This window comes from Treponema peruense (genome assembly GCF_016117655.1).
Taxonomy (GTDB): Bacteria; Spirochaetota; Spirochaetia; order Treponematales; family Treponemataceae; genus Treponema_D; species Treponema_D peruense.
This window is the reverse complement of sequence record NZ_CP064936.1, coordinates 1,736,915-1,761,614: the sequence shown is the minus strand read 5'-3', so window position 1 is coordinate 1,761,614 and position 24,700 is coordinate 1,736,915. Positions and strand designations below refer to the sequence as shown.

16 protein-coding genes and 1 tRNA gene are annotated in these 24,700 nt (G+C 41.5%); 9 read left to right on the top strand and 8 right to left on the bottom strand.

All coding sequences use genetic code 11. The annotated features are described in order from the left end of the window. Positions 1–6 precede the first annotated feature (6 nt). A complete protein-coding gene (gene fliJ / locus IWA51_RS08120) occupies positions 7–438 on the top strand; it encodes a flagellar export protein FliJ (protein WP_198442056.1) in 432 nt (143 codons plus the stop codon). On the opposite strand, the gene IWA51_RS08115 is transcribed toward fliJ, so the two are convergent. The 3 genes from IWA51_RS08115 to IWA51_RS08105 form a co-directional block, all read right to left on the bottom strand. Beyond that, positions 432–2,096, bottom strand: a complete 1,665-nt coding sequence (locus IWA51_RS08115; protein WP_198442055.1) for a nucleoside kinase — start codon at positions 2,094–2,096, stop codon at positions 432–434. The genes fliJ and IWA51_RS08115 overlap by 7 nt on opposite strands. 145 nt (positions 2,097–2,241) lie before the next feature. Continuing rightward, positions 2,242–2,802 carry an SGNH/GDSL hydrolase family protein gene (locus IWA51_RS08110; RefSeq protein WP_198442054.1) on the bottom strand — a complete coding sequence of 187 codons (561 nt, stop codon included), beginning with the start codon at positions 2,800–2,802 and terminating at the stop codon, positions 2,242–2,244. Beyond that, entirely contained in the window at positions 2,802–3,122 is a 321-nt protein-coding gene (locus IWA51_RS08105; RefSeq protein ID WP_177528957.1) for a hypothetical protein, read from the bottom strand. The genes IWA51_RS08110 and IWA51_RS08105 overlap by 1 nt, the downstream gene beginning before the upstream one ends. A gap of 205 nt (positions 3,123–3,327) precedes the next feature. Between IWA51_RS08105 and IWA51_RS08100 the strand changes: the two genes are divergently transcribed. The 6 genes from IWA51_RS08100 to IWA51_RS08075 all read left to right on the top strand — a co-directional run bounded on the left by IWA51_RS08100 (position 3,328) and on the right by IWA51_RS08075 (position 13,870). Then, a complete protein-coding gene (locus IWA51_RS08100; protein WP_198442053.1) occupies positions 3,328–4,209 on the top strand; it encodes a LysR family transcriptional regulator in 882 nt (293 codons plus the stop codon). Between the two features lie 57 nt (positions 4,210–4,266). Then, a complete protein-coding gene (locus IWA51_RS08095) occupies positions 4,267–8,217 on the top strand; it encodes a hypothetical protein (protein ID WP_198442052.1) in 3,951 nt (1,316 codons plus the stop codon). A 68-nt stretch (positions 8,218–8,285) separates the two neighbouring features. After that, on the top strand, positions 8,286–9,878 hold the full coding sequence (locus IWA51_RS08090) for an SH3 domain-containing protein (RefSeq protein ID WP_198442051.1): 1,593 nt from the start codon (positions 8,286–8,288) through the stop codon (positions 9,876–9,878). An 84-nt stretch (positions 9,879–9,962) separates the two neighbouring features. Continuing rightward, positions 9,963–10,034, top strand: a tRNA-Val gene (locus tag IWA51_RS08085). Between the two features lie 38 nt (positions 10,035–10,072). After that, complete coding sequence (fusA, locus tag IWA51_RS08080) at positions 10,073–12,106, top strand: elongation factor G (RefSeq protein ID WP_177528953.1); 2,034 nt, start codon at positions 10,073–10,075, stop codon at positions 12,104–12,106. A gap of 9 nt (positions 12,107–12,115) precedes the next feature. Further along, on the top strand, positions 12,116–13,870 hold the full coding sequence (locus IWA51_RS08075; protein ID WP_198442050.1) for a B12-binding domain-containing radical SAM protein: 1,755 nt from the start codon (positions 12,116–12,118) through the stop codon (positions 13,868–13,870). Between the two features lie 3 nt (positions 13,871–13,873). Here the strand turns inward: IWA51_RS08075 and IWA51_RS08070 are convergent, their stop codons facing one another. Next, the gene (locus IWA51_RS08070; protein WP_177528951.1) at positions 13,874–14,746 is read right to left on the bottom strand and encodes a 23S rRNA (adenine(2030)-N(6))-methyltransferase RlmJ; all 873 of its coding nucleotides are present in this window, start codon (positions 14,744–14,746) and stop codon (positions 13,874–13,876) included. Next, positions 14,740–16,746, bottom strand: coding sequence for an NAD(+) synthase (locus IWA51_RS08065; RefSeq protein WP_198442049.1), 2,007 nt, complete (start codon positions 16,744–16,746; stop codon positions 14,740–14,742). Before IWA51_RS08065 ends, IWA51_RS08070 begins: the two co-directional genes overlap by 7 nt. Before the next feature lie 150 nt (positions 16,747–16,896). Here IWA51_RS08065 and deoC point away from each other — a divergent pair, with 150 nt between their 5' ends. Next, the gene (deoC, locus tag IWA51_RS08060; RefSeq protein ID WP_230402629.1) at positions 16,897–17,643 is read left to right on the top strand and encodes a deoxyribose-phosphate aldolase; all 747 of its coding nucleotides are present in this window, start codon (positions 16,897–16,899) and stop codon (positions 17,641–17,643) included. Between the two features lie 12 nt (positions 17,644–17,655). Here deoC and IWA51_RS08055 read toward each other — a convergent pair whose 3' ends face one another. From IWA51_RS08055 to IWA51_RS08045, 3 genes are all read right to left on the bottom strand, one after another. Continuing rightward, a complete protein-coding gene (locus tag IWA51_RS08055) occupies positions 17,656–18,591 on the bottom strand; it encodes an MBL fold metallo-hydrolase (protein ID WP_198442048.1) in 936 nt (311 codons plus the stop codon). 66 nt (positions 18,592–18,657) lie between these two features. After that, positions 18,658–21,372: a transcription elongation factor GreA gene (gene greA / locus IWA51_RS08050; RefSeq protein ID WP_177528947.1), complete on the bottom strand. Its 2,715-nt coding sequence runs from the start codon at positions 21,370–21,372 to the stop codon at positions 18,658–18,660. 106 nt (positions 21,373–21,478) lie between these two features. Continuing rightward, complete coding sequence (locus IWA51_RS08045; RefSeq protein WP_177528946.1) at positions 21,479–22,408, bottom strand: tetratricopeptide repeat protein; 930 nt, start codon at positions 22,406–22,408, stop codon at positions 21,479–21,481. Between the two features lie 326 nt (positions 22,409–22,734). Between IWA51_RS08045 and IWA51_RS08040 the strand changes: the two genes are divergently transcribed. Further along, positions 22,735–24,636 (top strand): glycoside hydrolase family 43 protein, encoded by a 1,902-nt coding sequence (locus tag IWA51_RS08040; protein WP_198442047.1) that lies wholly within the window; start codon positions 22,735–22,737, stop codon positions 24,634–24,636. The last annotated feature ends 64 nt before the right edge of the window (positions 24,637–24,700 follow it).

Below are 24,700 nucleotides of genomic sequence, written 5' to 3'. Positions count from 1 at the left end.
TGATATATGAAGAAATTTTCTTTTTCAATGCAGAAGATTCTTGATTTAAGGGAATTTGAAAAAAAACAGGCCGAAGGGGAACTGGCAAAAGCTTTGTCTGAAGTTACAAAAATTCAGTCTGAACTTGAAAACATTGCAAAACGGCGTGTAGCTGTCTCAAAAATGAATGACGCATCTGCAGATTTTTCTTTCAGGGCGCAGTCCCAGTCTTTTTTTATTATGTTGTCCCAGAAACAGGAAAAATGTCTTGAAGAACTGGCTGAGGCACAGCTTGTTGCAGAGCAGAAAAGAGATGCTGTAAGACAAGCAATGCAGAAAGTAAAGGTTTTGGAAAAACTCCGCGACAGCAAATTCCGTGAGTGGAAAAAAGAACTTGCCGCCGAAGAAGAAAAAAATACCGATGACGTGGTTACTTCAAGATTCGGTCAGAATCAGTAGTGGAAAGCAGAGCCTCCGATAAATTCCCTGATAATAGACTGGTTTGGTACATCTGTTGCCGGTATTGTAGAGAAGAAATTCAGAAACTGCAGAAGCCTGTTTGACTCGCTGAATTCTTTCTGAAGTGGTGAAACGCATTTTAAGAGCGGCTCTGCATATACCTTAAGGACAGGAATTTCATAGTCCAGGGCAGTATTGAGCATAGCGTCGGCATTGTTCTGGAACGGGAATATATGGAGTTTTTCACCTTTCTGTACATTTTCCCACATTCTTATTGTATCTGCGGCACTCTTTCCGCGAAATCTTGCATCACGGACAATTCTTCGTATAAGGCGGTTGTCGCTGGTCGGAATTCTGTTGTGGTCATCAAGATTAAGCTGTGTAAGGGCCGACAAATAGATTTTGAACTTCATGCTTTCCGGAACAAGGGGAGTGAGCTTGTCGTTAAGACCGTGTATTCCTTCCATTATAAGAATGTCGTTCGGTCCTAGATCCATTGTTTGTCCGCTGAAGTAGTTTTCTCCTGCCTGAAAGTCGTAGGACGGAAGCTTTATTGTTTTTCCTTCAAACAGATCCATGAGATTTTCGTTCAGAAGTTTTATGTTGAGTGCTTCGAGACATTCATAGTCGTACTGACCGTTTTCGTCTTTAGGTGTCTGTGTACGCCCCACATAATAGTTGTCCAGACTTATAACTTTTGGAGTGTATCCAAGAGCCTGCAGTTGAAGTGCAAGTTTTTTGCTTGTAGTTGTTTTTCCCGAAGAAGAAGGACCTGCAATAAGTACAACCCTTGCCGTTTTTTTGTCCATGATTTTTTCGGCAATGTCAGAAATCTTTTTTGTCTGAAGGGTTTCTGTTATGTTTATAAAATCGGCGGTTTTTCTGTCGTGGATAATCTGATTGAGTGATGCTGCCGAAGTAACACCAAGTCTGCGTCCCCATTTTTTGTAGTCACTGTAAATTTGGAACAGTTTGGGCTGGTCGTGGAATTCAGGAAGAGAAGAGGGATTATTCTGCGTGGGGAATCTGAGCAAAAAGCCTTCGTTGTAAGGAACAAGGTCGAATACATCAAGCATTCCCGTGTTTCCGACAAGAGGTTCAAAATACATGTCAGAGAATTTTTCAAGGGTGTTTATTTTGATTCTCGGGGGCGTCCTGTAGTTGAGCTGTTTGCGTGTTTCTATAAGATTGAGGGATTCAAAAAGTTCACACGCTTCTTTGTATGAAATTGTTCTTGTTTCAATTATTTCATCTGCAGAAATTATTCTTTTCATTTCTGCCTGAATGGCTTTTATTTCTGAAGGAGAAATCTGCTGCTGCGTGTCGATGGTGTAGTAATAACCGTAGCCAAGGCTGTGTCCTACCAGAAGTCTTGTTCCGGGAAAGAGATTGTAGGCTGCCGCGGCCAGTACAAAGCAGAGTGATCTTCTGTATATTGCAGCTCCTTCCTTTGAATTTTCAAATACCGGTTCAATGTCGGCAGAAATATTGATTTCGCTTTCAAGTGAGTACAGTTCATTGTTTACTTTTACCGCAAGAATTTTTTGTTCCGCGTCAGAGACCTGCGGTGCTATCCTTGAAAGAATTGTGACGGGCTTTATTGAATTGTCTGCTTCTATTGATGTTTTGTCTGTAAATGTAATTTTTATTTTGTTCATTGTTATATTATAAGTCTGCAATGTTCAAAAGTCCACTTTAAAAACTGGCGTTACGGAATCTTTTGTAAAAAAAGGTAACCAATCAAAAACTGTTGTTTTCAATCGGTTACCTTAAAAATGAGTATGAGTATAAGATATATTTTTATCAGCCGGCCTGATACTGCATGGCATCAGCAAAGTTTATGGGAAAATTCCTTATAAACGGTTTAAGCTGGTTGAATACTTTTGTGTAAGCGTGCTTTACTCCTTCGGAACATATGTCTATATAAGTGCAGCCTGTTGACTTTGCAAGCTGTTCAAGCCTTTTGTTGAGGGATTTTGCGCATTCTTTGTCTGAAATTGCAGATACTACGAATATGCGACAGTTTCTGCAGTTTCTGTGAATGCTCAAAAGCATCCATTCATATTTTGCAATGAAGTCATCTTCGTTGAATTTGGATCCGTTAACATCTGCGTCGCCAATGTTTACGAAAATTTTTGACGGTTCAAGAGGGTATACTGTTTCTGACAGAACTTTTTCGGCATCGCTTATTGAAAGTCCTTCGATGCTTCTGTTGTATACGGGCTTTGTCATTCCGCTGTCACAGGCCATTTCAAGAAAATCCATTTTTGAGAAAAAACTTGAGCCAAAGCAAACAACTTCATTTTTTCTGGCCATTCCGTTAACAACCTTGAATTCTTCAATTTTATCATCGATTTTTGACATCACACTGCCTCCTGGTGTACATCTGCTTTTGACAGTGGCATTTTAAGGGACGCTGCCTGTCTGTCCTGTCTTTTGTTTATTATATAAACGGCGATGTTGCATGAAACAATCGCAAGGTTAAGTATATATACCACAAGAACATAATTGAACTTGTGGGTGTATATCTTTGAAATGATTCCTGCTACGTAGCCTGCAATAATCAAAAGAGTAAACCTTAAGCTCATGTTTTTTGCGGTGTGAGACTTGTAGTTTTTGATTACAGAAATCGGCCATGAAAGACCAAAACATACGAGCATCATTGCTTCCAGAAATTCAGCCATTTTTTTCCTCCGGGAAAATACTTTGTTTAAGTTTTCAAGTTTGATGGTATTTCTACCATTCCTTGAATACGTTAAAAATATATCACCGGTATATAATAATGTCTAATATATTATTTATATCAAAACTATAATATTAAAGTTATATAAAGAGAATATTCAATATATTAATATTGCAAAACTATAACTTTAATATTATGATTAAACTATGGAACTTACACAAATCAAATATTTTCTTGAAGTAGCACAGTCAGAACATGTTACGAGAAGTGCCGAAAAGCTTCATATCGCACAGCCGGCCTTAAGCCAGTCAATTCACCGTCTTGAAGAAGAACTCAAAGTTCCGCTTTTTATTCCGAAGGGAAGGGGAATAATGCTTTCTCGCTACGGGAGCTATCTTTACAAAAAGCTTGATCCTATAATGAAAGAAATGGAAAGCCTTTCTGAAGAGATGAGAAGTATGGCAAAACTGGAAGATTCCACGATTCACCTCAATGTACTTGCCGCCTCTACCCTTGTTGCCGATGCAGTTATTGAATACCAGCGTATTGATGATTCGGTGCATGTACAGTTCAAGCAGAATGACCAGACCGATTTGTATGATATTTGTGTTACGACCAGTCTTTTTTACCAACAGCCCGAGGTTCAGAATGACAGAATGTATGTGTGTACCGAAAAAATTTATCTTGCTGTACCGAATATTCCCCGGTTCCGCGGAAGAAAGTCAATTTCGCTCCGTGATGTAAGCGACGAGGACTTTATTTCACTTTTAGGGTCGCGCCAGTTAAGGCAGATCTGCGACAAATACTGCAACAGTGCCGGAATAAAGCCGAATATAGTTTTTGAAAGTGACAGCCCGGCGGCCGTAAGAAATATGATTGCAGCAAATATGGGCATCGGTTTCTGGCCTGACTTTTCGTGGGGAACGCTTGAGTCAGACAAAGTTCTTCTTCTTGAAATTGACGATCCTGTATGCAGCAGAGACATTCTTATTACATACAAAAAGAATAAACTCGAAAATGCGCGTACCGAAGCTTTTTACCATTTTCTTACAAGATATTTTGCCCTTGCCGCGGGACACGGAATTTAATTCGATTTTTTTTCATTTTTTTGTCATAAAGAACAAATCAAAGCATATATATAAGGTATGAAGAGATTTTGTTTTTATATTGCGTTTCTTGCAGCAGGACTTATTCTTGGTACACAACAGATTTTTGCAGACAGTAATGCCTGGAAAAGTTTTTCTTTCGGCAACAAACTGGCTGAAATTTCTGTTGATATTGATTCTGAACAGGGTTATTTTGTTCTGAAAAACTTCAGGCAGGCCGCAAAAAAACTGACTGTTGTGCAGAGTTATATTCTGGCTGGTGAGAAAGCCTATTATTTTAAAGACGGAATATGGAACTGTCTTAACCCGTCAGATTCTTCACTGATACCTTTGGGGAGTCCGGGCAGCTTTGAAAAAATTGAAAAGGACTGCGGGCTTTTTTCTGAAGCAGCACGCGGAGATCTTTCAAGACTTAAAAACTATCCTTTTGTAAATGAAGAAAAAGTTTTTGTTCCCCTTTCGTGTGATTTGGGCTTTTGTGTAAAGGGCGCGCGGCTTGTTGCAATCTGTTCGCCTTCTGCTGGCACATATTTTTCTGTAGTTTTCAAAATGGACGGAAAAATACTTGATGCAGAAAACGGACTGTTCAGCCTGTATAACGACCAGAATGAGCGGCACAAAAAAATTTTTGACAAAACGATTACTGACTGGGGAAAAGAAGCAAAAGAAAATGCAAAGGATGATCTGTCTTTCGGCGCAGAAGAACAGTCTTCCGGTAAAGAAAAGGTTTCCAGCAAAGAAAATACGAAGGAACAAATTGAATTTATTGACATTCTGAAAGTTCTGGTTTACAGAAGCGTAATGCATTCTTCGGTTTCTTCCGACGGAATATATATTCTTTCATCATACTCAGAAGAATCTGCCGGAGGATATCTGCGTGCATACCTGTCTTATCTTTTGGAAAACAATTATCCGGTTTTTTCGGGTCTTATTTCGTTGTATGACGAAAATACTTTTTCTGCACAGGAATATATATGCCTGAGTGAAACAGAAAGCAATTCTTTTGCAGAGGCAGCTTTGAGATATCTGGACTGGTGCGTGGAATACACAAACCCCAGGGATAGAACAGATGTGTATGACAAGCCTCTTTTTGACAAAGTGGACAAAAGCTGGTCAAATTACAGCGGTTCTGCCAAAAATAATTTCTGGACTGACGGGGAATTTCCCGGCGGCGGTAACCCCATGCCGTATGCAGCGCTTGGAATTGATACTCCGCGGACATTCTGGTGCAAGATGCGCAGAAATAAAGAACTCTCATCATCTGTAAAAACAAATAAGAAATTCTATTACGGAAAAACCAGTTATCTTCCCATGGATTTGTCCAAAACAATGCGGGGTGCGGGGACAGACAGTGCAGGTCTTGTTTCGGGCGCACTCAGTATGAGCGGTGCTGCAGAACAAATTTACGGGTTTGAAAGAAAGCGGCCTGCCAAATGGATGATGGAATATTCACGGGATCTGTTTTCTCTTTTCCAGGAAGACATTAACACACCAATCGGTTCTTCGCGCGAAAAAAACATATTTACTGCAAAAGACCTTGAGCGCGCGACCTGCGTGGTTCCGTCTTGCAATGAATTAAGAAAAGGTGATATACTTGTTTTATATCGGGCAGAAACTCATCCGCTTTATGCTATTGTTGTTGATGTCAATGGTAAGACTAGGAGCGGAGTTACAGTTGTATATATGAGCGAAACAAGAAACGGCACTGCCCGGAAAAGTCTTTGGAGTGAACTTCCTGACAGCGGTTCATATATTGCGCGCCGATTTATAAGAAAACGTAATAATTCTGAACAAAATCCTGAATACACACCGCTTGATTTTATTGACTCTTTTCCTGTTAAAGCCGAAGTTTCTATTAAAAAATTAAAAGAACAGTCACAGTCTTCTGATGCAAGATGGAAGTGGATTCCCAATACAGGCGAATATCTTTTTGCCGACGGAATTTCTTTTGAACTGCGAAACCGTGCGGGAGCAAAAATCATTTATTCAGACTATGAATATGAAGTTTCCTTAAGCGCAAAGGACAGGAACTTTTTTTTCAATAGTAATTATAACCGCGGTTATAATGTAGAAAACAACAGTACCGGCTCTTCATTTTTACTTGCACTTTTAGCCGGAAGAGAAATCATCGAGTACGGAAACCTTGTTGCTGACGGAAAGGGATCCTATGTTTTACAAAAAACTTATTCAGGCCGTGAACGTTTGTTTTTGTCATCTGCAGGAACGCTTTTGTTAAAAAAACAGGACGGTTCTTCGCTTTCTGTAACAGGGCTTGGTATTCGGCCCTTAAGTTCAAAATCTGCTGCTCCTGGAGACGATATATATCTTTCGTTTAAGTTTGTACGCAAAAGTGATAATTTTTCTGATAAAGAAATTGTTGTCGAAGCACAGTGTTCCGAAGCTGATTATCTTTGTGCCTATGACAAAAAAATGCTGTGGCGTGCAAATCTTTATCTGAATCAAAAATATGATAATAACGAAGATTGGAACGCGGAACACCCATGGGACGCACCTCTCGGAAATAGTTTTATTAAAGAAAGTGAAAAGTCCTGGTGGAATAAGGAATGGGGCTTTAATGAGTGGAACAGGGAGTACGGTTCCTGTGATAAATATGATATAGCTGTTTCCAAAGGTAACAGAGGCAACGGTGGCCAGGTTGTGTATTTTGATGAATTCACTTCGGAAAGAGACGATAAAAAACCATCAAAAAAACTAAATACAGTAAGCTATGATTATCCGATAAACAGAGATGAAACAGGCAGAAAAAAAAATACAGACCAGAAAAATATTCCCATTAATGCCTGGGACAGTCCCTTTGACTTTGCGTACAAAATTAAGGCTCAGCGGATTGCAATGAGAACCCATTTTTCACAGATAATAGTTTCAAAAGAAGATGCGCTCGACCAGGTAAAAAATCCGGGTAAAGGTAAAGATGTTTATAATACATCAATTTGCAACCTGCCTGAATCTCCTGCAGTTTTTCCAATTAGTGAAGGAAATAATTATTCAGTTAATACTCCTACAAATAAAGCTCTCTCGGTTTACGAATCGACAACAGCTCCCCTTGATAAATGGAAACTGTACTGGCGGGACAATAAGGAAACTGTAAACGGAAAGTCCATTGAACCCTTTATTCCAGGATTAGGATTTTGGGAACACGAAAATTTTATAAGAATTCCAACACCTGAGAATCCGGAACCTGAAAACAGTTTAGACAAGGAAGTGCGGTATTATTCCGATAATTTGAAAAACAGTTATATAAAAGCATATAAGTTTCCTGCATACAAAAGTGCGGGTACGGACTGCCTGGGTTTTGCCGTAAGGGCTGCAGCCTATAACGGAAGCCGCTATTCTTTCCTTGCTAATCAGAATATAATAACAGACCGCTCGGAAAACAGCAGTGTGGACCCCGATTCAGTAGAGAGAAAGCTCTCATTCCCAGTTTTTATTTTTGAACCAGATAAAAATGTAAAACCGAATTCCTGCGAGATAGTAAACTGGATGGACCTTTTCTATCCCGGCGATTTCAAGGATTCCACTTATTTTACGGAACAGCCAAAAGCAGGGCCGTTAGTAATTGATGACGTAGGCAAATACTGTTCTCCTAAAAAACTTGAAGCCTTCAGAAAAAAAATGATGCTGGTAATTCCAGGAGATGTTATTACTTATGGTGAAAATCTTTCAAGGAAAAAAACTAAAGCTGAAAAAGAAAACGATACAAATCCTGTTAAAAGTGACATTCTGTTTTTCAGTAATGCTAAGGATACGAAAAGAACAGGCAATCATATTGGTATAATAAATTCGGTTGACACGGAGCGTATGCGTTCTGCAAAAACCCTTGAAGAGATTCTTTCCTGTGTCAGAGTAATAGAGAGTACATATAACGGGAAGATATGCGAGGTTCTGGTACAGAATATGAAACAATGGTATGCAAGAGGTTCCTGTACTTACAGGTCCTTTTCAATACAGCGGTTGGGAGTTAGTGAATGATAAAATCTGCACAAATAGTGCAACTTTTTTATATAATTGTACATTCTCACTTTTTACGGGGGAAAAAAATGAAAAAAACTATTCTTGTTTTACTGGCTGCATTATTTGCAGGTTTTTACGTACATTCAGAATCCATGCTCATTCCACAAACTGTTGTAGGAACTGATAAATATGGTTTTGGAGTCATGATAGGTTCTTATGATGGTAATCGTGGTGGCGGTATTTATGATTTGTTTGTGTCTTCAAATTCTTCTATAGTTTACAGTACGAACGGAAACTTTTGGATGGGGCATGCAAAAAGTACGGATGAACTTGTAATAGACAAGAATTTGCAGACTTTTCCAATCGAATACGAACCTCCCGAAGAAGGAGCCTGGAATTATAATACTTTTTCAATAAGGAAAATAAGTCCGTTCAGATTTATTGCTGACGGTCCTACCCCAGCTATTTATACATTTACAGATATTGATCCTGATTCTTTGACAGAGATTATTCACGACGGTTTATGTTTTTATGCTGCTTCAAGAGAGGAACTAGATGCTGCTTACGAGATTTATAATAAAGTTCCTGATGATCAGAAAGAAGCATATCTGAATGAACTTTATCATAATAATGATAAAATTCCAGACATCCTTGCTAAGTATATCTATTCCTGTGACAATAAACTTTTTACAGCCAGACGGGGGCGTTTTGGAATTGAGCTTTCATATACGGATCTTGATGATCTGCAAAAAGGAAAATATTCGCATGAAGAAACACTGGAATTCCTTGATAAAAACGCCGAACGGTTTGGGTTTAAAAGAGGTGAACTTAATGAAAAAGGGTATTTAAGGAATTACCCTGTAATTGGAAATGTAGAATTACATGAAAATGAGATTAGATTGACCAATATTAATTATAACTCGTTTGGTTTTACTGACTCCGCGGCACAGAAAGTTTTTGAAAATAGATATAAAGTATATGCTACTTATCCGGTGAATTATGATAAAATGGACTCAAAGGGTCTTTTTTATTTTGTAAAAGATAAATGGACCTATCGCGACTGGGAAAAGATTAATGAAATCCAAAGAATTTATACTGGTGAAAAACGCATTGGTCCAAGAGATCCTGAATTCCCTGAACTAGAAAAAAAGCTTTTGGAATTAGAAAAAGGGTATGGACTGATTATCATCGTAAACCCGTGGGATAAAACCATAATATCAAAAGAATTTACTGATCTTTGGAGATATTCTTTCGCCCATGAATATCATTATCGTGATGACATGAATGCAGTGCATGCAAATTTCCCGTTTGCTGTGGCAGAAAACGGTGACATTTATGTTACGGACTATGACCTGGATAACTATTATATAAAGAAAGTAAAAAATGTCTGGTGGGATGAACTGGGAATGACAGACAGAAAAATTGTAGTCATAGAAGACATGCATATTCCCGTAAGAAAAGAAATGGACAAATCCAGCCAGCCGATTGCCTGGCTTTATGAAAACGACTTTGTTGAAGTCCTTGAAACAAATGCAAAAGATAAACTCTGCAGAATACGCACAATAGACGGAAAAGAAGGCTGGTGTGAAAAGCAGTATATTCCTGAGCCAAGAAAAATTAAACAGCCAAAACCGCGTTCAGATTTGAAAAAAGGCATTTCCACAGAATTCTTCAAATAAGCGCCAGTCAGCGCCGACATGTTTGCGGCCGGCGCGCCTATTGACAGGGGGTATATATTTACAATAAAATATATGCACATTTGTGCGCGGTTAACTCAGTGGTAGAGTGCCACCTTCACACGGTGGAAGTCATTGGTTCAAACCCAATATCGCGTAGATTTTCCCTCCTTTTAGATTCAATTTAGGACAAAATTATGTTAGATAAAATGCGAAACATCGGCATTATGGCGCATATCGATGCCGGAAAAACAACTACTACAGAAAGAATCCTTTTCTACAGCGGAAAAATTCACAAGATAGGTGAGATAGATGACGGCGCTGCAACAATGGATTTTATGAAGCAGGAGCAGGAACGCGGAATCACAATCGGTTCTGCAGCCATCACAACCCAGTGGAAAGGATATCAGATTAACATAATTGATACTCCGGGGCATGTCGATTTTACAGCCGAAGTAGAACGCTCCCTTCGTGTTCTTGACGGAGCCGTGGCCGTAATTTGTGCTGTCGGCTGGGTTCAACCCCAGACAGAAACTGTATGGAAGCAGGCCGACGAATTCAATGTTCCAAGAATCTGCTTTGTCAACAAAATGGACAGAGTTGGTGCTGACTTTTTTGGCGCAATGAATGATGTTCACGAAAAGTTCGGCTGTGAGACTGTGGCCCTCGAAATTCCTCTTGGTCAGGGACAGGATTTTGACGGCGTAGTGGATCTTCTGAGAATGAAAGAAATTCACTGGGACGCAGAGTCAGAAGGCGAAAAATTTACAGTAACTGACATAAAAGAAGAAAATCTGGCAGCAGCTCAGGAATGGCATGAAAAACTTATAGATACAGTTGCTTCAAATGATGATGAGCTTGGTGAACTGTACCTTGAAGGAAAGGAAATTACCGTTGAACAGCTGGTTGCAGCCATAAGAAAGGCAACTATAGCACGAACACTTGTTCCATTCCTTTGCGGTTCAAGCCGCCACAACCAGGGTGTCCAGCCGCTAATCGATGCAGTAATCGACTATCTTCCGGCTCCTGACGAAGTTCCTCCTGCAGAAGGAATTCATTTTAAGAAAGATACAGAAGAAAAAGTTCTTGTTAAATGCGATCCCAATTCTCCAATGCCGCTGGGGCTTGTATTCAAGATTCAGTATGACCGTGAAGCAGGAATTCTCTGTTATGTAAGAATGTATTCCGGTAAAATTTCTACAGGAACACAGATATACAATGCAACAAAAAAGAAGCGCGAGCGGGTAAACAGAATTCTTCGCGTCAATGCCAACAGAATGGATCAGATAGACAGCATCAGTGCCGGTGATATAGCGGTTTTTGTAGGACTAAAGCTGGCCCAGACCGGTGACACTTTGGGAAGCGAAGGAAAACCTGTTCTTCTTGAAACAGTAAAATTCCCGGAACCTGTTATTTCTGTTGCAATCGAGCCCGAAACTATGAGTGACCGCGATAAGCTTCAGGAAACACTTGATATTCTGAGCAGGGAAGACCCGACCTTTACACACCGCGACGATGAAGAAACAGGACAGCTTGTTATAAGCGGAATGGGCGAACTTCACCTTGACGTTCTTGTAACAAGAATCCGCGATGACTATAAGGTTCAGTGCCGTGTAGGTGCTCCTCAGGTTACTTACAGGGAATCTGTTACTTCTTCTGCAGACTATTCTGAAAGCTACAGCCGCGTTATTGCAGGAAAGGAAAATACCGCAGGTCTTACTCTTCATGTTGAACCTCGCGGAACAGGCGAAGGTAACCTGTATTCCTGCAGTGTGCGCGACAATAATGTTCCGCATGAGATTTTTGATTCAATAGAGCAGTGCATCAACAACTGTTTTGCTTCAGGAATCAAATATGGCTATCCTTGTACAGACATCGGCATTACGCTTACCGCTATTAATTATGACGAACTTACTTCTACAACCTTCGCTTTTGAAGCCGCCGCCGCCGAAGCTTTTGACAAAGTGTGCAACCTGGCTTCTCCAGAAATGCTGGAACCTGTTATGGAAGTTGACATTGAAAGTCCTACAGAATTTGTCGGTGATGCAATGAGCCAGATTACACAGCGCGGCGGAATAATCAGCAGCATGGAAGAAAAATCCGGCGGAAATATAATTCATGCACAGGCCCCGATGGCAAAGATGTTTGGTTTTTCTACAAACCTTCGTTCTGTAACCCAGGGACGCGCAAGTTTTGGAATGACATTCAGCCACTTCCAGAAAAAAAGCTGATATATCGGTATGAAGACAGTTCTTTGTGTTGCGGCTCTTGTGGAAACGTCCCCACAGGCAGTTCCTTTGGGAGCCGCATGCATAGTTTCTGCTTTAAAAAGCACTTCATTTTTTAATGACACTTTGAATTTTTCTCTTCTTGATTTTTCCATTGAAGATTTCCAGAAAAAAGGAAAAACTTTATCTGAGTCAGCCCGAAGTGTTTCAGAAAAAATTATTTCAGAAAACAAAGATTTGTTTGCCGTCTGCTTCAGCATTTATGTCTGGAACAGAACTTTGCTGGAGACGGTTTGCGCTCTGTTAAAAAAGAATTTTCCCGGCTTAATATGTATAGCAGGCGGACCCGAAGTTACTGCAAATCCCGCCTCTTTTACAGAATTTGATTATGCTGTTTCGGGGTGGGGCGAAAAAACGGTTCCACTTCTTTTGCGCTCTCTTTATGAAAAAGAAAATATTTTGATAACCGACTCTTTGTTTACAAAAATTCCCGGTGTATATGCTCCTTTAAAAAATGATGGCAACAGGAATGAAGATGCACGTCTGCTTGGTCTGAACGGACATCCTGCCACTCTGCTACCTTTGCCGCGTTCCGCTGTTCTGGATCTTCAGGAAATTTCTTCTCCCTGGCTCGACGGAACACTGAATCCGCAGAAATACGGCGGTGTGCTTTGGGAACTTGCACGCGGCTGTCCTTTCAAATGCTCCTACTGCTATGAAAGTAAGGGCGAACAGAAAATACAGTATTTTCCTTTAGAACGGCTTGAAAAAGAACTGAGGCTTTTCAGCAGTTATAAGGTTCCGCAGGTTTTTGTCCTTGATCCGACATACAATGCTTCAAAAAAACGTGCGCTTGAAATGCTGTCTCTTATAAAAACAATTGCGCCTGATACATTTTTCTATTTTGAGGCACGCGCAGAATTTATAGATAGGGAACTGGCAGCGGCTTTTGCGTCAGTAAACTGCAGTCTTCAGTTCGGGTTGCAGAGCGCAGATGCATCTGTTTTGAAAAATGTAAACAGGTCTTTTGACAAAAAGGTCTTTGAAAAAAATATCGGCTTCCTTAACAAAAGCGGTGCTGTATTCGGCTTTGATCTTATTTATGGACTTCCGGGGGACACTCTTCAGGGATTCTGTGCGAGCCTGGATTTTGCACTTTCATTGTACCCCAACAATCTTGAACTATTCTGCCTGAGTGTTCTTCCTGGAACAGATTTGTACGAAACGGCACAAAGTCTAGGACTTACATGGATGGCTTGTCCTCCTTACCATGTTGTGGAAAGTACTTCTTTTTCTGCAAAAGATCTTGCGGCTGCAAAAAAACTTTCTGAAGCTGAAGATATTTTCTATAACTCTGGCCGTGCGGTTCCATGGTTTCTTTCTGTGCTAAAACCGTTAAGGCAAAAGCCTTCTACTTTTTTAAGGGAATTTGCGCAGTATTTGGAAACACATTCTGTACAGACATGTTGTTCTTCTCAAAAAGCGCGGGAACTTCAGCTTTGTTTTGTAAGAAACAAATATGCTTCGCGCAATTTGAACAGACTTGTTTCGGTTGCAGAAGATTTGATTGTACTTAACGGTGCCCTCGGTGAAGCAACAGCGACAGGTACAGAATCTGTTGTTCAGCTTCATTATCATCCTGATGATCTTATGAGCGGTTATGCTGCAGATTTGGATTTTTTTGCGAAAAATGCCGGAAAGTTTGCAAACAGAACCAAAGTTTTTGTAAGTAAAAACGGTCCTGACTGGAAAATTCTGGGCCACTAGAAATCAGAAGTCGATCAGCTTTTTTTTAAGATAATCAGAAACTTCGCGCATATCTTCTTCTAGATGCCACGGCGGGTTCATTACAAATATTCCGCTTCCGTAAAGATGTGCCCCGTTTTCTTCCCTCATCGCAGCAGGATCTTTTACTTCGAGTTCGCACCTGAAGCTTTCGCATGGGTTTGTTCCGGTTTTGCCGAAAATTTCGAGGGCAGACAGCATCTGTGCAGTTTCATTTTTTCTTCTTTCCAAAAGCGGGTACCATAAAACTATGATTGCCGTGTTCCATTTTTTTCTTGCATTTTCCAAAGCAGCCGTTACACTTTTGTAGTCAGATGCGTCTTCGTAACTGGGGTCACAGATTATGAGCCCTCTTTTTACCAGTGGCGGAACAAGAGCGTTTAGGGTAGTGTAACTGTCTGCGTCATGTACTTTTACTGTACAGAAACCTGACTTTTTTTCTGCCGGAACAGAGAGCTTTATACTGTCAGAGAGTGAAGCCAGAGAAGCAGGATGTTTTTCTATAAGATGAAGGGTATCTCCCCTGCGCATAAAATATCTTTCAAGTTCAGGACTGCCGGCATAAATATTGTTTTTGAGATATTCGCCTTCTGTTTTCAAATAGAGCGAAAGTCCGTGTGGAAGAGCATCTGTTTTGCTGTTGCACGCAGTAAATAATTTTTCTATTCCTTCGTGTGCTTCTCCCGTTTTTAGAAGACGTTCGTCATTCAGATCAAATCTTCCAGCTCCTGCGTGGGTGTCTATTACCGTGAAAGGCTTTTCTTTTTTTGTAAGATTTTCAAGAATCAGGCAGAGGCAGATATGCTTGAGTATATCTGCGTGATTCCCGGCGTGATATTCGTGCTGGTAACTTAGCATTTTGTTGTTCCTATTGAATCGAGTCGCAAAAGCCATTCTGAACAGACTGCATCACTCGGCATTCTCCAGTCACCGCGCGGTGAAAGGTTTACTGTTCCGACTTTGGCTCCGTCAGGCATACAACTTCTTTTGAATTGTTGCGAGAAAAATCTTTTGTAAAACGAGCGCATCCATTTAAGGATAATTTCTTTTGTGTATGCTGTTCCTGTTCCGTCTGCTTTTTTTCCAAGAAGTGCATCGCAAGCAAGAAAATATATTTTTTCTGGGGAAAAGCCCCATCTGAGTACATAGTAAAGGAAAAAGTCATGAAGTTCGTAAGGACCCACAATTTCTTCTGTCCTCTGGCTTATGTCACTTCCGTCGGGCGGCAGAAGTTCGGGGCTTACGGGTGTGTCAAGAATGTCTTTTAAAATTTCTGAAAGCTGTATGTCGCCTTTATTTTGTGCACATTCGGCAAACCATGTAACCAGGTGTCTTACAAGGGTTTTCGGAATGCTTGAATTTACTCCGTACATTGACATCTGGTCTCCGTTGTAAGTACACCAGCCCAGTGCCAGTTCGCTCAAGTCTCCTGTTCCTATTACAATTGCGCCGGTCATGTTTGCAAGATCCATCAGAATCTGCGTTCTTTCGCGAGCCTGTGAGTTTTCATATGTTATGTCGTGAACACTTTCATCCTGGCCTATATCATCAAAGTGTTTTTTTACCGACTCCTTTATGTCTATTTCCTTAAGCGTCGCGCCGGTTTTTACGGCAAGTGAGCAGGCATTTCTGTAGGTTCTGCCGGTTGTTCCGAACGCAGGCATTGTTACCGCGAGAATTCCGCTTCTGTCTATGCCGCATTTGTCAAAGGCCCGCGCGGTTATAAGAAGGGCAAGTGTGGAATCGAGTCCGCCGCTCAGTCCTACAACAGCACTTTTTGCGTGAATATGGCGCAGTCTTTTTGCAAGTCCTTCTGCCTGCATTTCAACGACTTCAAGACAACGCTCCTGTCTTTTTTCTGCAGAATCAGGAACAAACGGATGCGGATCTGTTCCGCCGGAAATTCTGGCGCCGGTGTCCTTTGAGAAAATATTGTCTTCAAGACAGATATCAATGAATCTGTATTCTGCTTTTGTGCCGCGCTCTGCCGATGCATTCTGTGCAAAGGTTGTTGTTCTGAGCCTGTCCCTTTGTATGCGTTCCATGTCAAGGTCTGCTGCGGTAAACGTGCATTCAGAAAAAGGCAGCGATTCTGCTTTGACAGTGCCGTTCAGTGCAATAAGATTGTGGCCCGAAAAAACCATGTCTGTTGTACTTTCATCATGACCGGCATCTGCATAAACGTAGGCGCACATATTTTTTGCCGAAAGGGACTGCACAAGTGATTTTCTGTATGCGGCTTTTCCGACAACTTCATTGCTTGCGCTAAGGTTCAGAATAATTGTTGCACCTGCAAGAGCGTGTCTTGTTGAAGGTGAAAGCGGAACCCACGCATCTTCACATATTTCTGCTGCAATTGAAATCAAAGGATCGCTTTTGTCGCGTATAATTATGTCTGTACCGAAGGGGACTGTTCCGAGAGTGCCGCCAAGTTCAATACTGTCAGGGGCGTAACCGTCATAAGGTGTAAACCATCTGCGCTCGTAGAATTCAGAGTAGTTGGGTATGTATGTCTTTGGAATAACAGCAAGAACTTTTCCTTTAAAACAGACTGCGGCCGTGTTGTACCTGACACAGCCTGCAGTAAGCGGAAGCCCCACGGCAAACAGTACTGGAATATCGCGGGTGTGTTCGCATATTTCTTTAAGGGCACAGACGGCAGCTTCTTCGAGCGTGGCCTGCATGAATAAATCTGCGCAGGTGTATCCCGTGATGCACAGTTCAGGGAAAACAAGAACAGAGATTCCTTCGCCAGAAGCTTTTTTTACACAATTTATAATTTCATGCGCATTTGAAGTGCAGTCTGCTACACAAAGTTTTGGACTTGCACATGCGGTTCTTAAAAATCCGAATTTCATAATTTTATTATACCGAAAATTATAGTCTGTTAAAAGACCTTTGAGCCGGGCATTCGTGCGTTTACAGCGTGGCTGCTCTGCGTTTGCGTAACGGAGACACGTAACGGTGTGACCTTGACGGCATTGTGTGTTGGCAATAAAATTGAATGTATGAACAACAAACTGAATAAAAAACAACTGGCATCTTTTATTGACCAGACACTTCTTTCCCCCTGCGCAACAGAAAAGCGCGTAAGGGAATTCTGCACCGAGGCTGCAAAATATTCATTTGCTTCTGTCTGCGTTAATCCGACATTTGTTTCCCTTGCACACGGAATTCTCAAAGATTCGCAAACAAAAGTCTGTACCGTAATAGATTTTCCTTTGGGAGCGGGCGGTCTTGAAACAAAACTTGCACAGTCCGACATTGCCATTACACAGGGAGCTGACGAACTTGATTTTGTAGTGAACCTGTCTCTTGTAAAGGCCCATGAGTGGGAACTTCTCAAGGCTGAACTTCTTGCAGTTACAAAAAGCGTTTCTGAAGCTTCAATGTGGATTACGGCAGACATAGAAGAAAAAAGACGCCCTGTTGTGACAAAACTTATTCTTGAAACCTGTCTGCTCGATGACGAAGAAATAAAAAAGACATGCGAATGTGCCCGTGACAGCGGATTTGACTTTGTAAAAACTTCGACCGGTTTTGCAATTGTAAAAGATATTGAAGGCCGTCTTCTTCCGAACGGTGCAACAGTTCATGCAGTAAAACTCATGCGTTCTGTTGTCGGACCGGATATGGGCGTTAAGGCGAGCGGCGGAATTCATACCACGCAGGAAGCTCTGGAACTGATTGAAGCCGGTGCAACAAGAATAGGTGCAAGTGCCGGAACAGCAATTGTAGACGGACTTTCCGAATAATTGCGGTGCCGGTTATCTGACTGTACGCCAGAGCATTCTGTTTTCGCACATTTCAAAACTTACTTTGCCGCGGTTCAAAAGGCTCGAAAGATAGGAGCGTAGTGTTGTTCCTATAAGCACAAACTGAACCGGGCGCATTGTTATTCCTGCATAATCGGTAACGGCTTTAAGAAGTTCTTCCTGTGTCATCGGTTTTTCTTCCAGAAGCCGCAGTATAAGAAATTCAGTTTCGAGGGTCACCATTGTATTCATTTCGGCAGCGGCAGTAATATTGTCTTTTGTGTAAAGTTCTCCGTGACCCGGAACAAAATAGTCTGCACCCGAAGATTCAATTTTCAAAACAGAAGAACGGAATTTTTCAGGTTCATACATAAACGGAATCCAGAATTTTTTCAGAAGCGACATTCCGAAAAATCCGTCCCCAAGATAAGCTGTAGTCAAACCGTCTTCTTTGTCATAAACAAAAATTCCGGACTGGTCAAAAAAATGACCAGGCAGCGGAACAAAACTTATTGTTGCAGTTCCGACATCAACGCTGGTGTCAGAAAAAGTTTTTGTTACTTCGAGCGCTTCGGGAACTACAAAGACAGGATTGTTAATGTCGCTGAACGGAATGCCGCCCCAGTACATTACTCCGAGTGAGCGCGGAAACTCCATTATTTTTGATTCATCATGCGGTGCCCAGATTTGTGCATTCTGTGTTTTTACAATATAGGCATTTCCACCGCAATGGTCGGCGTGTGAATGTGTGTTTATTACAGCTTTTATTTTTTTATGCGGAAAAATATCTTCAAGCGATTCAACAATACATTTACCGTCGTCGTCGCTGCAGGCAGTGTCTATTACATAGAGAGCGTCGCTTCCTTCTATGACGCCTATGTTGGTTGAGTTATGGAACATTCCCGCATGTGCAGAAATCCTTTCGTATGTTGACTTGTCTATGGCCATTTTCCCTTTCCAAAAAAAACACCCCGGAGCCACAATGACTTCCGGGGGTAAACGGTTGTTTTCTGATTACATTCTTGCGGCTGTGATTGCCTTTACAGTGTAATCGTATTTGTGGTCGTTGATAGTGAACTCTGCATGTTCACCGGCCTTAAGGTTAAGAAGATTGTTTCCGAGCGGGGAAAGATACGAAATAATTCCCTGGTCGGCATTTGATTCCCACGGTCCAAGAATTGTAAGAATCTCTTCTTTTCCAGAAATATGATTGTCGAGTGTAACTGCTGTTCCGAAAGAAACTGTCGAAGTTGTGACTGTTGTCGGGTCAAATACAACTGCGCGTGAAAGTTCTTCCTTGAGTTTTGTAAGCTGTACGGTAAGGCGGTGCTGTGCTTCCTTGGCAGAAGTATATTCAGCATTTTCCTTAAGGTCTCCCTTGGCTCTTGCATCGCTGACTTCTTCTGCAACCTTGGGTAGCTGTACTTTTTCGAGGTCTTCGGCAAGTGCGCGCTTGATTTCAAGCATCTTTGCGGTAACAAGAAGTCCCTTTGGAGCGTCCTGTTTAATCTCTGCTTCCTGGAATTTAAAGTCAGGATACTGTCCGAGAATTCCGTTTCTGAGCTGGGCCTTGTATACAGAATCGAGTTCCCTAACGTCATTTACCATTGTGTACATGTGGGTAATTGTCGTCTTGTCGCTCGAAAGCATAAAGTCAAGCATTGTGTTTTTGACACCGTTTTCTGTCTTGTTTGCAAACAGAAGAGAAACTGCAGCCTTGATTGTCTTTTTGTTTTCAACAGTGTTAACGTGGTTGTTTACTTCCCTGAAGCACAGTGAAATAATGTTTACAAGGGTAACAAGCTGCTTGTCGTCTGCAATTCCCGCTTCCTTGAACCACGGTTCGTTTCTGCATTCAGCAAAGAAATAAACTGCGGCATTTCTGTAGTTGCGGTAGTCTGCAAAACTTGTCTGTACAAGGCGTATAACCTTTTCATTTTTGCCTGCAGCGATAAGTTCTGACAAAAGCTTTTTGTCGAGTACAGTCGGGAACAGGTTAATGTACTGGTCGTCCCAGTCAGAAAGAAGTCTTACGTTTGCAATAAACGCTGCCTTGAGTGAAGTATTTTTGCTGTCCTTGAGAAGTGTGTACATTTCGCGCGGATTGTCAATGTCTGAATAAAGTTCGGCGAATGTAAACTTTGCAGGTGATTCAAGACTCGGAACCCTCTTGATGATTTCCTGTACAACAAGGAAAGAAGCCACAATCTGTTCGTTGACATTCGAGAATGCCTTGAGGTATCCCGTAAAGTAAGAGAACATATCAGTGAACTGCTCGTCTGAAGGATCTTCAATTTCGTTAAGATAGCGCATCATAATGTCAATTCTTGAGAAGAACTGCTTTTCTGCCTTGAATTCGTTGGCAAGTCTTTCTTCCCTGCTGATTTCATGATCGCGTACTGTATATAGGTTGATGTCGTTTGGGTTTACACCGAACAGCGGGTCAGAAGAAAGAATCTTCTGTGCCTTTGAGTGCCAGCTTGTCCATTCGCCCGGAGTAAGAATAGCTGGAACAAGTTCTGCCTTGATTCTCTTTTCGTCGCAGTTGTTGTCAAAGCTCTTGATGATTGTCTTGAGTGTCCATGCAATTTCCTGCTTTACTTTCTTTGCAAGGTCTTCGCGCTTTTTTGTAGCCTTGAGAACCCAGATATGGTCACGACTCAAAGGCTGGAGTGCGTTTACTGCCATCTTGAGTGACATAGGGTGAACGCCGTTCTTTTTGCCGAAGTTGATAGTGAGCATGTCACCTTCAACCTTTGTAATAATACCTACGCCCCATGTTCTGTGGAATACGTAGTTCTTTGCATCAAAGGCAATGTGCTTTTCAAAGTCGCTGATGGCTTCAAAAACGTTGCGGTAAGACTGGTTGAGGTTTGAAGAAACAATATATTCGTCAAGGTGAACTCTGTCTGAATATTTTCCGCGGAAGCACTCAATGATTTCCTTGCGTGCCCATGCATCCTTGTTGTCTATTTCAAGAATGAGCTTGAGGATTCCGATTGCGGTGTCCCACTTTGCGGTATTCTTGTAATAAGAATAAAGTTCCTGCATAAGAAGCGCAGACTTGTCTTCACTGATTGTCTTTGCAATCTTGCGCTGAACAAGCATAAAGAAGTCAATTTCTTCGGGAATAAGATTGACCAGCTTGCTCCACATTTCTTTCATCGCACCAAGATTTTTTGCGGCAACGTAGCGGAGCAGGGCCTTCTTGTAGTAGCTTACGGCTGCTTCCATGTTTCCCTGGCTTTCGTAGCGTTCTGCAAGAATTTTTGCAATGTCTGCTTCTTCAAAGTCAAGCTTTACAATCTTTTCATAAAGTTCCCATACTTTGTCGTCGTTGGTTTCTTTATAATATTCTGCCAGCTTTCTGAGTGCAAATTTGTTCTGCGAATCTTCATCAAGAATTGTCTGGCAAAGATATTCAACAAGAGCTTCCTTGTGGTTCTTTTCAAAAATCTCTGTAAGTGTTACAAGGGCAGAAGTGTCAATTGAACCGGAGTGAAGTGAAACCATTCCAGAAATATAAAGAGCCACAATACTGTCCTTTGTATGTGCAAGCTGCTGGTCGCAGATATCCTTGATTTCATACTCGCAGTTCTGGTTGTGTGCCTTTTCCAAAAGTTCGGCAAGTTCCATAAGATTGTTCTTAGTGAAGTTGCTGATACCTGCACGAGTCCATGTTTCTTCCTTAAGCATCTCGCGTACGGAATTCTCAAGTTCTTCAGACATGTTTTGCTCCTGTTGCGTTGTTTAACGCGTGATTAATGTAAGTTCTCCAAAAACATCAAGGCAATCTCTGAAAACCGCATGGCAGTCCGGAGGTCGCTAAGTTTACTTATTGAACGAAAATCTTGTACACAGCCGGATCAAGTGTTCTTATTTCCAGCATTACATCGTTGATTTTCGAAACGCTGTCCTTTGACAGCTGGTAATGGTCTATGAGCCAGAAATACAGGTTCATAAGCCTGGGGATAATTACAGAACTGTTGTTGTTCGGATCCTTAAGTTCGCTCTTTTTTGCAAAGATTTCCTGTTTGAGTCCCAGAACTTCCTGCGAGCGCAATTTTCGTTTTACCGTAAAAACACCGAACAGAACACCGTAAACAGGAATCCACTCCTGCAGTACGGCACCTGAATATCCCTTTTCGCTGACTTTTTTTACAAGCAGTGTAATGAGCTGCGAGTCAAGAAAGTCAAGGTCAATTTTCTGTGCATCAATAAAAAATGCTTCCTTAAAAAGAAGCTTGGCATATTTTGTTTCGCCGCAAAGTGCATAGCAGTCAGCCATTTCTGCCATTACAGACGACTGCCCCGGAACAGAAGTGTTTGCTTCTGTAAGGCACTTGAGCGCAACTTCGTAAGAACCAAGCTTTTTGTAGCAGAGTCCCTTTTTGCGGCAGATTTCTGAATGAAGCTTGTCATCCTTTTCGTCAGATGCTTTTCCGTAAAATTCCAGCGCTAGTGAAAAAATGCCTTTTCTGAAAGCATATAGCGTTCTTTCCTGTTTGCCGTCTTCGCGTGAAGCCAGCTGCATGAACTGCTTCCATTGGTTTACAAGTGTTTCGCCTCGTTCAAAATAACCGGACTGTTCCAGTTGCGGAAGTGTGTTTTTCCAGAAATTGCAGCACTGGATTGCAAATACAAGACTGTCGTTGTCCAGATCTCCTGCAAGAGTATCGTCAAGAAGAGCAGCTGCTTTTTCCATTTCGCAGGATTCTATCATGATGTAGGCTTCGCTCAAGGCGTTCTCTGACTGAATACCCATTAAAAAATCTTATCCCCCGGAATTTTTTTGTGGCGTTCTTTTAGATTATACGAATTGAAGAAATATGTCAATGTGGCTTTTAGTGAAAATGGGCAATAGTTTATAATGTTTTTTAATTTCTTTGTCAACACCGCAACGGGACAGATATGTAAAAATATATTTATTTTTTGCTTTTTTTTATCCGGAATTGCGGAAGTATATTTTTCGAACAGGTTTAATATCAATAAAAATAGATAAAAATCATCTTTTTTAAGTATAAATTCGCTACAGAAAACTTTTTTTTTGAGATTCCGCAGTTTCATTTTACACTTCCTTCGAGGTGATATATGAAAAGATCTGTTTTTTGCTTATGCACTCTGTGCTGCTTTTTCATGACGGCTACAGTTTTCTTTACCGGATGTCCTGCTGAAAACCAGTCTTCATCGGGCTCTCAGGACTCTTTGGGATACCAGGACACACCTGCTTCTATAAGGGAATATACTTACGGCCCCAATGGAAAAGATGATTATTCAGCAATGTCTTCATGGGAAAAGCGCAATATGTGGAATCTTGCCAACGTCCATGATCCTTCTGTAGAAAGGTGGACTGACGGTTACTACTACATGTACCAGACAGACGCCAGTTACGGAAACGCACATTCAGGAAAGGGCCACTATTACGGCCGTCGCTCAAAGGATCTTGTAAACTGGTCTTATGTAGGAATGGCAATGCCAGAAAACGGAGCCAAAGCGTGGATTCTGGAAAAGGTCAATGAATTCCGCAGAGAAATGAATCTTGAACCATTTTCTTCTATAAATGACATCTCGTGGGGTTATTGGGCACCGACTGTCAAAAAAGTCACAAAGTCAGACGGAACAGTTGTCATGCGCATGTATTATGATGTTGTAATTGACAATTACATTTACAGCGGCAAACAGAATACAAAAGGCAATTTTGACAATTCGTGGACAGAAAGAGCCTTTATAGGAATGATGGAATCAACTGACCCTGCTGCAAATAAATGGGAAGACAAAGGCTATGTTCTGTGTTCGTCAAGTGCACGCGGCAGTAATTTCCCGACTATGTCAGGAGATACGGCTTCTTCTGAGGCTGCCTACTACAGGTCTTCCACTGGTGACTGGGATGCATACTTTTACTTTAACGCAATTGATCCGACATATATTCCGGGTAACCACGATGAAAGCTACACAGACACTGATTATCTCATTTACGGTTCCTGGCACCACGGATTTGCCGGCCTTGAAATAGACAGGGATACAGGTTTTCCAAAGGCTACCCTTAAGGCAGACAAAACAAACGGAATAGGTCTTCCTTGGGCAGACAGTCCCGAAGGACTTGCTTCAAACGGTTACGGAACACGCGTTTACTGCCGCGGAAAAAGCACAAATGCCTGGCAGCCATCAGAAGGACCCGAAGTTCTTTACAACAAAAAAGATAATTACTACTACATGTTCTTTGCAAACGAAGAGCTTTCATACAAATACCATACGCGTGTCGTACGTTCCAAAAATCCAATCTCAGGTTATAAAGATATTTACGGCCGTGACGCAATCAACATCGGCAGTGGAACAGGAAGCTGCTTTCCTATAGTAACCCATCCCTATAAGTTCAAAAATGGCGGTGACGGCTGGGTAGGGCTTTCACACTGTACTGTTTTTGAAAAGGACGGGGACTGGTTTTATGCAAGCCAGGGAAGACTTCCTGAAAATGCAGGTGGCAATGCTCATTCCAATGCAATTATGATGGGTCATGTAAGAAAAATTCTCTGGTGCCCCAACGGAACAGACACTGCTGACCTGTGGCCAATTGCATCTCCCGAACGCTATGCAAATATAGAAAACAAAGATGCAGACATAACGGAATCAGACATTGCGGGAACATGGGAACACATTAATCTTGTCCAGCGGAATAAACCGGGAAACGACGTTATGGACGTGTCGGAATACGTTTATTTCAATGAAGACAAAACCGTTTCAGGTGCCTTTGACGGAACATGGAAATTGGATTCAGTAAACAAATATCTTACGGTAACACTCGGCAGTACCAAACCCAATGGAATCAGTGACTCGCAGATTATTCTTGTCCTTGACAGGGAACTCGACTGGGAATCTGCTGTTGATAATAATAAACGTGTGGCGACTGTAGTCTATGCAGGAATTTCTTCTGCAAAAGTAAATAGTTCCCCGACAACATTCTGGGGAAAACGCGTTCCATCAGCGACAGAATAACGCAGTTTAATAATGCAATTCATTGCGGTGGGAAAGATTGCGGACAGTTCATAAATCCTGTATT